The sequence below is a fragment of the Rahnella sp. GSA61A genome (genome assembly GCF_019969905.1).
GTDB classification, from domain to species: Bacteria; Pseudomonadota; Gammaproteobacteria; order Enterobacterales; family Enterobacteriaceae; genus Rahnella; species Rahnella aceris.
On the sequence record NZ_JAHXYO010000017.1, the window covers coordinates 99,073 to 109,535 of the forward strand.

12 protein-coding genes are annotated in these 10,463 nt (G+C 51.4%); 7 read left to right on the plus strand and 5 right to left on the minus strand.

Annotated features, from left to right (window positions below):
- Nucleotides 1–83: 83 nt before the first annotated feature.
- The 5 genes from oppA to oppF all read left to right on the plus strand — a co-directional run bounded on the left by oppA (nucleotide 84) and on the right by oppF (nucleotide 5,827).
- A complete protein-coding gene (gene oppA, locus LC431_RS19615) occupies nucleotides 84–1,724 on the plus strand; it encodes an oligopeptide ABC transporter substrate-binding protein OppA (protein WP_013575946.1) in 1,641 nt (546 codons plus the stop codon).
- A gap of 187 nt (nucleotides 1,725–1,911) precedes the next feature.
- Nucleotides 1,912–2,832, plus strand: coding sequence for an oligopeptide ABC transporter permease OppB (gene oppB, locus LC431_RS19620; protein WP_013575945.1), 921 nt, complete (start codon nucleotides 1,912–1,914; stop codon nucleotides 2,830–2,832).
- A gap of 15 nt (nucleotides 2,833–2,847) precedes the next feature.
- Complete coding sequence (oppC, locus tag LC431_RS19625; RefSeq protein ID WP_013575944.1) at nucleotides 2,848–3,756, plus strand: oligopeptide ABC transporter permease OppC; 909 nt, start codon at nucleotides 2,848–2,850, stop codon at nucleotides 3,754–3,756.
- A gap of 11 nt (nucleotides 3,757–3,767) precedes the next feature.
- Entirely contained in the window at nucleotides 3,768–4,793 is a 1,026-nt protein-coding gene (locus tag LC431_RS19630) for an ABC transporter ATP-binding protein (RefSeq protein ID WP_153376529.1), read from the plus strand.
- Nucleotides 4,794–4,822: 29 nt separating this feature from the next.
- Complete coding sequence (gene oppF, locus LC431_RS19635) at nucleotides 4,823–5,827, plus strand: murein tripeptide/oligopeptide ABC transporter ATP binding protein OppF (protein WP_015690069.1); 1,005 nt, start codon at nucleotides 4,823–4,825, stop codon at nucleotides 5,825–5,827.
- Nucleotides 5,828–5,962: 135 nt separating this feature from the next.
- Here oppF and LC431_RS19640 read toward each other — a convergent pair whose 3' ends face one another.
- Together LC431_RS19640 and cls are read right to left on the minus strand one after the other, a co-directional pair.
- A complete protein-coding gene (locus tag LC431_RS19640) occupies nucleotides 5,963–6,286 on the minus strand; it encodes an HI1450 family dsDNA-mimic protein (RefSeq protein WP_013575941.1) in 324 nt (107 codons plus the stop codon).
- Between the two features lie 80 nt (nucleotides 6,287–6,366).
- Nucleotides 6,367–7,827 (minus strand): cardiolipin synthase, encoded by a 1,461-nt coding sequence (gene cls, locus LC431_RS19645; RefSeq protein WP_013575940.1) that lies wholly within the window; start codon nucleotides 7,825–7,827, stop codon nucleotides 6,367–6,369.
- 297 nt (nucleotides 7,828–8,124) lie between these two features.
- Here cls and LC431_RS19650 point away from each other — a divergent pair, with 297 nt between their 5' ends.
- On the plus strand, nucleotides 8,125–8,307 hold the full coding sequence (locus LC431_RS19650) for a YciY family protein (RefSeq protein ID WP_037034487.1): 183 nt from the start codon (nucleotides 8,125–8,127) through the stop codon (nucleotides 8,305–8,307).
- Here LC431_RS19650 and LC431_RS19655 read toward each other — a convergent pair whose 3' ends face one another.
- The 3 genes from LC431_RS19655 to LC431_RS19665 form a co-directional block, all read right to left on the minus strand.
- Nucleotides 8,308–8,469, minus strand: coding sequence for a YnfU family zinc-binding protein (locus LC431_RS19655; protein ID WP_013575939.1), 162 nt, complete (start codon nucleotides 8,467–8,469; stop codon nucleotides 8,308–8,310).
- Between the two features lie 116 nt (nucleotides 8,470–8,585).
- The gene (locus LC431_RS19660) at nucleotides 8,586–8,876 is read right to left on the minus strand and encodes a zf-TFIIB domain-containing protein (RefSeq protein WP_013575938.1); all 291 of its coding nucleotides are present in this window, start codon (nucleotides 8,874–8,876) and stop codon (nucleotides 8,586–8,588) included.
- A gap of 163 nt (nucleotides 8,877–9,039) precedes the next feature.
- The gene (locus LC431_RS19665) at nucleotides 9,040–9,336 is read right to left on the minus strand and encodes a YciI family protein (RefSeq protein ID WP_037034485.1); all 297 of its coding nucleotides are present in this window, start codon (nucleotides 9,334–9,336) and stop codon (nucleotides 9,040–9,042) included.
- 213 nt (nucleotides 9,337–9,549) lie between these two features.
- Here LC431_RS19665 and LC431_RS19670 point away from each other — a divergent pair, with 213 nt between their 5' ends.
- Nucleotides 9,550–10,281, plus strand: a complete 732-nt coding sequence (locus tag LC431_RS19670; RefSeq protein ID WP_013575936.1) for an energy transducer TonB — start codon at nucleotides 9,550–9,552, stop codon at nucleotides 10,279–10,281.
- The last annotated feature ends 182 nt before the right edge of the window (nucleotides 10,282–10,463 follow it).

The following is a 10,463-nucleotide window of genomic DNA, read 5'->3' on the forward strand; positions in this document are numbered from 1 at the left end:
GCTTTTGAAACCCATTGACCCAGCAAGGGTTTATCTTGCACCCGGGCGTGCAAGTTCATAATAAAAACTGGAGTTGAATAAAAATGACCAACATCACAAAAAAAAATCTGCTCGCTGCCTGCATTCTGGCTGCAGTAGGATCTGTTTCAATCAATAATGCATTCGCAGCCAACGTGCCAGCAGGCGTGACTCTGGCCGCCAAACAAGAGCTGGTGCGCAACAACGGTTCTGAAGTTCAGTCTCTCGACCCGCATAAAGTCGAAGGCGTGCCGGAATCTAACGTTATCCGTGATTTGCTGGAAGGCCTGGTAAATACCGATAGCAAAGACGGCAGCGTTATTCCTGGTGTAGCCACCAGTTGGGAAAACAAAGATTTTAAAGTCTGGACCTTCCACCTGCGCCCGGAAGCTAAATGGTCTAACGGCGACCCTGTAACAGCCGAAGATTTTGTCTACAGCTGGCAGCGTCTGGCGGATCCGAAAACTGCGTCTCCGTATGAAAGCTATCTGCAATACGGTCATATCGAAAACATTGACGACATCATCAGCGGTAAGAAAAGCCCTGATACTCTGGGTGTGAAAGCGCTTGACGACCATACCCTGCAAGTCACTCTGACCGAACCTGTTCCCTATTTCGTCAAAATGCTGTCTCACACCGCGATGAAGCCGGTAAACAAAAGTGTTGTTGAGAAATTTGGCGACAAATGGACTCAGCCAGAAAACTACGTGAGCAACGGTGCATACAAACTGAAAACCTGGACCGTTAACGAACGTATTGTTCTGGAGCGTAGCCCGACTTACTGGGATAACGCGAAAACCGTTATTAATCAGGTCACTTACCTGCCAATCTCCTCTGAAGTGACTGACGTTAACCGCTACCGTAGCGGCGAAATCGACATGACTTATAACAACATGCCGATCGAACTGTTCCAGAAACTGAAAAAAGAAATCCCGACCGAAGTCCACGTTGACCCGTACCTGTGCACTTATTACTACGAAATCAATAACCAGAAAGCACCATTCACTGATTCACGCGTTCGTGAAGCGCTGAAACTGGGCCTGGATCGCGACATCATCGTGAACAAAGTAAAAGCGCAGGGCGATTTGCCAGCTTATGGCTATACCCCTCCTTACACTGATGGTGCAAAACTGACGCCTCCGGCCTGGTTCAAAGAGACTCAGGAACAGCGTAACGAGCAGGCTAAAAAACTGCTGGCTGAAGCGGGTTATACCCCAGCTAAACCACTGACTTTCGACCTGCTGTACAACACGTCTGATCTGCACAAAAAACTGGCTATCGCCGCTGCCGCTATCTGGAAGAAAAACCTGGGTGTTGACGTGAAACTCGTTAACCAGGAGTGGAAAACCTTCCTGGACAGCCGTCATCAGGGCAACTTCGATATCGCCCGTGCTGGCTGGTGCTCCGATTACAACGAACCTTCTTCCTTCCTGAACACCATGCTGTCTGACAGCAGCAACAACACGGCTCACTATAAGAGCCCTGCGTTTGATAAAGACATCGCGGACACGCTGACCGCGAAAACTGACGAAGAACGCGCAGCGCTGTATCAGAAAGCTGAAACCCAGCTCGATAAAGATTCTGCGATTGTGCCTGTCTATTACTACGTGAACGCGCGTCTGGTGAAACCATACGTTGGTGGTTACACCGGTAAAGATCCACAGGACAACGTCTACGTTAAAGACTTATACATCATCAAACACTAATTAATCAGTGTCAGAGCAAGGCATCCCCGAGCTGCCTTGCTCCTTCTTTATTGATGAAGGTAATGTTTTTAGTGCCGGTTTTCGGTGCTGAAGCAAAGAGCCACCACGGCGGCTATCACCCGATAGTCGTCGTGACCAAGCCAAAACTATCAAGCTGTAGTGACAGGCTTAGAAACAGGTACGGGCAATGTTAAAGTTTATTTTACGCCGCTGTCTGGAAGCGATTCCGACGCTATTCATTCTGATCACCATTTCGTTTTTTATGATGCGTCTTGCACCTGGCAGCCCTTTTACGGGGGAGCGTAATCTTCCGCCAGAAGTGATGGCGAACATTGAGGCGAAATATCACCTCAATGACCCAATGTATAAGCAATATTTCCATTATTTAGAACAACTGGCGAAAGGCGATTTTGGCCCGTCGTTCAAATATAAGGACTACACCGTTAATGATCTGGTTGCGGCTTCTTTCCCGGTTTCAGCGAAATTGGGTCTGGCGGCATTTATCATGGCGATTGTGTTTGGAGTCAGTGCGGGCGTTATCGCAGCACTCAACCAGAACACGAAATGGGATTACACGGTGATGGGCGTTGCGATGACGGGGGTGGTCATACCCAGTTTCGTGGTTGCGCCGTTACTGGTGCTGATATTTGCCATCACGCTTAAATGGTTGCCTGGCGGCGGCTGGAATGGCGGTGGTGCCAAATATATGATCCTGCCGATGGTGGCACTGTCACTGGCTTATATCGCCAGTATTGCGCGTATCACCCGCGGTTCAATGATCGAAATTCTGCATTCCAACTTCATCCGTACAGCTCGCGCCAAAGGGTTGCCGCTGCGTCGCATCATTTTGCGCCACGCGCTTAAACCTGCACTGCTGCCGGTATTGTCATACATGGGACCGGCCTTCGTTGGGATTATCACCGGTTCGATGGTCATCGAGAGCATTTTCGGATTGCCGGGCATTGGCCAGCTGTTTGTTAACGGTGCATTAAACCGTGACTACTCACTGGTCTTGAGCCTGACCATTTTAGTGGGCGCATTGACCATATTATTCAATGCGATCGTCGACGTGCTTTATGCCGTCATCGACCCGAAAATCCGTTATTAATGCCGGAGTACGTCAATGATGTTAAGTAAGAAAAATAGCGACGTCGTGGAAAACTTCAGCGAAAAACTCGAAGTTGAAGGCCGCAGTCTGTGGCAGGATGCACGACGTCGTTTTATGCACAACCGTGCCGCGGTCACCAGCCTGATCGTGCTGGCATTTATCGCGCTATTCGTGGCGTTTGCGCCGATGTTATCCCAGTTTTCCTACGATGATACCGACTGGAATATGATGTCAGCGGCGCCTGATTTTGCTTCTCACCACTATTTCGGCACTGACTCTTCAGGCCGTGATTTGCTGGTACGTGTGGCGATCGGCGGACGTATTTCCCTGATGGTCGGTGTAGCGGCAGCGTTAGTGGCCGTTATTCTCGGTACGCTTTACGGGTCGTTGTCCGGTTATCTTGGCGGTAAAATTGACTCCGCAATGATGCGTCTGCTGGAAATTCTCAACTCCTTCCCGTTCATGTTCTTCGTTATTCTGCTGGTGACCTTCTTCGGGCAAAACATCCTGCTGATATTCGTGGCGATCGGGATGGTGTCCTGGCTGGACATGGCGCGTATCGTGCGTGGACAGACTCTCAGCCTCAAGCGTAAAGAATTCATCGAAGCGGCGCTGGTGAGTGGTGTGAGCACGCGCAATATTGTCCTGCGTCACATTGTTCCCAATGTGCTGGGCGTTGTCGTGGTCTACGCATCGCTGCTGGTGCCGAGCATGATTTTGTTTGAATCCTTCCTGAGCTTCCTGGGATTGGGTACACAGGAACCACTGAGCAGTTGGGGCGCGTTGTTAAGCGATGGCGCCAACTCGATGGAAGTTTCACCTTGGTTACTGCTGTTCCCGGCAGGCTTCCTGGTTGTAACTCTGTTTTGTTTCAATTTTATCGGCGATGGCTTGCGTGATGCCCTCGACCCGAAAGATCGTTAAGGAGTGCAATCATGAGCACCATTGAACATTCCACATTTGCAGCCCCCGCCGCGGTTGACGGCAAAGTTCCGCCAATCTTACTTGATGTTCAGGATTTGCGCGTCACGTTCGAGACTCCGGACGGTGACGTTACCGCAGTGAACGATCTGAATTTCGATCTGCGTGCTGGCGAAACGCTGGGCATTGTGGGCGAATCCGGTTCTGGCAAATCACAAACCGCCTTTGCTCTGATGGGATTACTGGCCAGTAATGGCCGCATCGGCGGTTCGGCGAAATTTAATGGCCGCGAAATCCTCAATCTGCCACAACAACAGCTCAATAAGCTGCGCGCAGAACAGATTTCGATGATCTTCCAGGATCCGATGACCTCTCTCAACCCGTACATGCGCGTGGGTGAACAGTTGATGGAAGTCCTGATCCTGCATAAAAAAATGAGTAAGCGCGAAGCGTTTGAAGAATCCGTACGCATGCTGGACGCGGTGAAAATGCCGGAAGCCCGCAAGCGTATGAAAATGTTCCCACATGAATTCTCCGGTGGTATGCGCCAGCGTGTGATGATTGCAATGGCGTTGCTGTGCCGCCCTAAATTGCTGATTGCCGATGAGCCGACCACGGCGCTGGACGTGACCGTTCAGGCGCAAATCATGACATTACTGAATGAACTGAAATCAGAGTTCAACACAGCAATCATTATGATTACGCATGACCTTGGCGTGGTGGCCGGTATCTGCGACAAAGTGCTGGTGATGTACGCCGGGCGAACCATGGAATATGGCCGTGCACGCGATGTGTTTTATGAACCTTGTCATCCTTATTCCATCGGCCTGCTCAATGCGGTTCCTCGTCTTGATGCCGAAGGTGGCGCGATGATGACTATTCCGGGCAACCCGCCAAACTTGCTGCGCCTGCCAAAAGGTTGTCCGTTCCAGCCGCGCTGTCCGCATGCGATGGATATCTGCTCCTCGGCACCGCCGCTGGAGCGTTTCGGGGATGGCCGTTTGCGTGCATGCTTTAAGCCGCTGGAGGAGCTGGTATGACAGACAACACAATCATGAACAGTGCGGCAATGAACACCCACGCGCCAGAGAAAAAAGTTCTGCTCGAAGTGGCTGATCTTAAAGTCCATTTCGACATCAAAGACGGTAAACAATGGTTCTGGCAGCCCTCGAAAACCCTGAAAGCCGTCGACGGCGTGACCCTGCGTCTTTATGAAGGGGAAACGCTGGGCGTAGTGGGGGAATCTGGTTGTGGTAAATCGACCTTTGCCCGTGCGCTGATCGGGTTGGTGAAAGCCACTGACGGTCGTGTCGCATGGCTGGGCAAAGATCTGCTGAATATGTCGGACAGCGAGTGGCGCCACACGCGCAGTGATATCCAGATGATTTTCCAGGATCCGCTGGCGTCCCTGAACCCGCGTATGACCATTGGTGAAATCATTGCCGAGCCGCTGAAAACCTATAATCCGAAGATGCCTCGTCTTGAGGTGAAGGAAAAAGTGAAGGCAATGATGTTAAAGGTCGGGCTGCTGCCTAACCTGATTAACCGTTACCCGCACGAATTCTCCGGTGGTCAGTGTCAGCGTATTGGCATCGCGCGCGCACTCATCCTGGAACCGAAACTGATTATCTGTGATGAGCCAGTCTCTGCACTGGATGTGTCCATCCAGGCGCAGGTGGTTAACCTGCTTCAGCAGTTGCAGCGTGAAATGGGCTTGTCGCTGATTTTCATCGCGCACGATCTGGCGGTGGTAAAGCACATCTCTGACCGTGTTCTGGTGATGTATCTTGGTCATGCCGTCGAGCTGGGGACTTATGATGAGGTGTACAACAATCCTCAGCATCCGTATACCCGTGCCCTGATGTCTGCGGTGCCGGTTCCTGATCCGGACAAAGAGCGCAACAAAGTCATTCAGTTGCTGGAAGGGGAGTTACCTTCGCCAATTAATCCGCCGTCAGGTTGCGTGTTCCGTACCCGCTGCCCGATCGCCGGACCAGAATGTGCGATAACCCGTCCGTTGCTGGAAGGCAGCTTCCGCCACGCGGTATCCTGTCTGAAAGTCGATCCGCTCTGATAAATATTCTCAGACGGAAAGCATAAAAAAACCTGCCAATGGCAGGTTTTTCTTTTCTGTTAACCGCCCCCCTAAATCATTCGAGTTGCATGAAAGCAGCCAACACAGAGCCAGTCTGAAGGACGACGGAGAAGATTATTCTTTCCAGAGGATATGGCACAGCTTGTGATCTTTCTCGCGACACAGCAGAACACGGGCGAAAATATCATTGATAGGCTGGTCTTCAGCGTCAGCCAGGCCAATCACCACTTCAGCAAAGAAGTCCGGATTTAAGTCGAAATCCACGTGCTCAACCCAGTCTTCAGCCGGGTCATATAATTCAGCGCCGCCACGTTCTTCAAATTGCAGATTGAAGATCAGGATGTCTGCCGGATCAAGGTTATCTCCGGCCAGTTCCAGAAAGATGTCGTAGGCTTGTTCAAGCGTTTCGTCTTCGGTCAGGCGATTATTCAGGTCCATATCATTCTCGTTTACAGATGAGTGTATTCAGGCTGGTTCAGGCCGGTACTGTGTGTATTACATCATGCCCGACGTGGCTTTTACAGCAGCGGACTGAAAAAGTAGAATAATCGTTCGACGATGCGGTGCCAGAAAGGACGTTTAAGCCAGGCTTCCACATCCAGCAAATGCGAGCGGGCAATATAATCTTCCTGCACGCGGCCCAAATCATCGCCAAATCCGGCGTCATCAATGACCAGTGTTATCTCAAAATTGAGCCACAGACTGCGCATATCCAGATTCACCGTGCCGACCAGACTGAGCTGGCCGTCGACCAGAATACTTTTGGTATGCAGCAGGCCGTCTTCGAACTGGTAAATTTTGACACCGGCTTCCAGCAATTCGCCAAAGAACGCCTTACTTGCCCAGTTCACCATCATCGAATCGTTCTTCATCGGCAGAATGATACTGACATCCACTCCGCGCTGCGCCGCTGTGCAAATGGCATGCAGCAGATCGTCGCTTGGCACGAGATACGGTGTCGTCATCACCAGTTGTTCGCGTGCAGAATAGGTCGCGGTCAGCAGAGCCTGATGAATCATATCTTCAGGGAAGCCAGGGCCGGAAGCGATCACCTGAATGGTATGGCCGCTTTCCTGCTCGAACGGCATCTGGTTGAGATCCGGTTCCGGCGGTAAAATCCGTTTGCCGGTTTCAATCTCCCAGTCGCAGGAATACACGATACCCATTGTGGTGGCGACAGGGCCTTCCATGCGCGCCATCAAGTCCACCCACTGACCGACGCCAGCATCCTGTTTGAAGAAACGCGGATCGACCATATTCATGCTGCCGGTATAGGCGACATAGTTGTCGATCAGTACGACTTTACGGTGCTGACGCAGATCCATCCGGCGCAGGAACACACGGAACAGATTCACCTGCAACGCTTCAACGACTTCGATACCCGCGTTGCGCATCATGGCCGGGTAAGGGCTGCGGAAAAAGGCCACGCTGCCAGCGGAATCCAGCATCAGACGGCAATGAATGCCACGGCGAGAGGCCGCCATCAGGGATTCTGCGACCTGATCAACCAGACCGCCCGGTTGCCAGATATAAAACACCATTTCGATGTTACTGCGTGCCAGTCCGATATCACGCATCATCGCGTGCAGCACGTCATCGCTGGTGGTCAGCAGTTGCAACTGATTACCTTTTACACCGGCAATGCCCTGACGGCGCTCGCAAAGCTGGAAAAGTGAGGCGGCAATTTCACTGTTCTCAGTGGCAAAAATACGCTTACAGTCTTTGAGATCATTGAGCCAGCGGGCGGTGGAGGGCCACATGGCTTTTGCCCGTTCCGCACGGCGTTTGCCTAAGTGCAGTTCCCCAAACGAGAGATAGGCAATAATACCGACCAGCGGAATGATGTAGATGATCAGCAGCCATGCCATTGCGGACGGAACTGCCCGGCGCTTCATCAGAATGCGCAGGGTGACACCGGCAATCAGTAACCAGTAACCGAAAACCAGAAGACCGCTGATTACCGTATAAAATGTTGTCATAAAGGCGAAAAGTCCTGTTCGCAAGCCATCGGCATGAGTGTACGTGAAAGGGGAAACCTTTTAACTAACTTTATCCTGCTAATCAATCAGCTACCTCTGTAATCTGTATCAGATTAATAAAAGAGTCATCGCCCTGACATCAAGGTTAGCTGATAACGTGGAGGAAGGGGGAAAACAAGACTTGGATCACAACGTCATCGGCCTATAATGTCCCGCAGTTTTTCCGCTCAAGACACTTTCTGTAAAAGAAGCGCTTTCGTTAAAGAAGCAGCCACGGGCATTACGGGACACAAGTGAATGAAACACAGTAGAAATGAAGTCGGCCGGTGGCGGATGTTACGCCAGACCCAGCGCCGGAGAAGCCGCTGGCTGGAAGGGCAGTCAAGACGCTACCGCCATATTTACCGTATTCGTCAAATCCATCATCAGCAGCACCAGCGCCTTTCATTGTATGCCGTGAACTACGAATGGAATTCCTGATTAACGGGATTTAGGCTGAAAAAGCGCGCCACATTTTTTGCAGACCAGCGTGGCGTTTTTGCGCACTTTCGAGCTCATCTGTTCTGAAACATAACCGCATTCCGGGCAGGTGACCTTCGTGGTCGTGCTGGTTAGAAACTTCAGTCCGTCGAAGAATGACATAATGCTTACCTCATGGGTAGGGGTAAGCATTCTAACACAGAAGCGATGAATGCAATGTGACGGCATTCGGGGAATCACGCCATGAGGTGTGATGTCATGGCGCGTGAGGGGTGAAATCAGTCGAAAAGCTCTGAAAGGAAGCTCTTCTTTTTATAGGGCTTTTGGGACGGGTAATGGCCGCGGTTGTCATAATTGCCTTGCGGCCGGTGATCGTCTCGACGGTCACGTTCCTCATAGCGTGCAGTTGCAGGGCGTTCTGCGGCCTGTAATGTGGCAGATTTCTCGATGATTTTATCCAGCTCACCGCGATCCAGCCATACTCCGCGACAGTCAGGACAATAATCGATTTCAATGCCCTGACGTTCGGACATCACTAACTGACTTTCTTTGCATACCGGACATTGCATATCAGGTTCTCCGCTCGACTGTTAAAGAAAAAAGGCGCAGGTAACTGTTTGAGTAACCGGATATTTAGACAATCAACTGACGTAAGCAAAAGTAAAGTTGATTAAAGAGAAGGCGGGAAGGCACAGGGAATAGCGGGCAGCCCGAAAAACTGCCCATAAAACATCAGAATACGCGTTTGAACGGTTTGACAGTCACGGCTTTATACACGCCAGCTTTAACGTACGGGTCGGCATCTGCCCACACTCTGGCGTCTTCCAGTGTTTCGAATTCGACAATCAGCACGGATCCGGTCATGCCGGCGGCGCCCGGATCTTCGCTGTCAATGGACGGGGTCGGACCTGCAATCAGTACGCGGCCTTGTTCATGCAATTTTTTCAGGCGTTCGATGTGAGCAGGGCGGGCAGCAGCACGTTTCTCCAGCGAGTCGGAAACATCTTCAGAATAAATAACGTAAAGCATGAGTCACCTTTAATGGGGTTTTAGTGAGCGTTTTTTGGCAGCCAGAGGCTGCCTGACTATTTTACAGAATTAACATAGCTAAACCTGAAGTCCGGGGAAAGCGCTTTGCGTAGGATCAAAACAAGGGTTATTTGAGAATAGTTGTCATCTCGGTGTTGAATATGATTGCTATTTACATTTAAACTTGCGGCTTCACGGGGAAAATGAATCATTATGCCGCTAAAAAAGTTTAGATTTATCCGCAAGGTGACGGTGCCGGTTTTGCTTGCTGTTAGTTTACATGTCGCAGTCATTGCGGGCGTGTTGTATATGACGGTGGGCGAGTCAATCAAATTGCCAAGTCAGGATCAGAAGGTGATGAGTGTAACGATGGTCAATCCGGCCGACTTTGCACCCCCTCCGCCGCCGCCACAACCTGAACCGACACCGCCAGCACCTGAGCCGGAACCGGAAGTCGTGCCGGAGCCACCGCCGCCGCCTGAAGCCGTTGTGATTCCGGAGCCCCCAAAACCTAAGCCAAAACCGGTGAAAAAGCCGGTCGTTAAACCGAAGGTGAAACCCGTTGAACGTCCCGTCGAAAAACCGGCGCAAACGGTACAAACTGCCCCGGTAACCAGCAACCAGCCGGTCACTAAACCCGTGAGTCAGCCTCCGGCGTCTACCAATGCGCAGAGCAATACCGGTCCGCGGCCGCTGCAGCGTGGCGAACCTGCTTATCCGGCGCGAGCACTGGCCTTACGTATCGAAGGGCGGGTTCGTGTACAGTTTGATGTGGACAGCGATGGTCGTGTGCAAAACGTACGTGTTCTGTCAGCTGAGCCGCGCAATATGTTTGAGCGGGAAGTGAAACAGGCGATGAGCAAATGGCGCTATGAACCGAAGGCTGCCAGCAATCTCGTGGTGAACCTGGTGTTCAGGATTAAAGGCGGTTCTGCTGTCGAATAAGCCAGGACAGGTCATCACCAGTGATTTCCACGCAAAAAAAGGTCGCCATGAAGGCTAATGCCGATCGTTTAAGGATCAGTTGACCGATCCGGTGGCTCGTGTAAAAAGGGTTCATGCTCATCATGGACCCTTTTTAAATGGAACTTTCACAAGCTCTCGGTATTATCAATCTCACTGCCCCC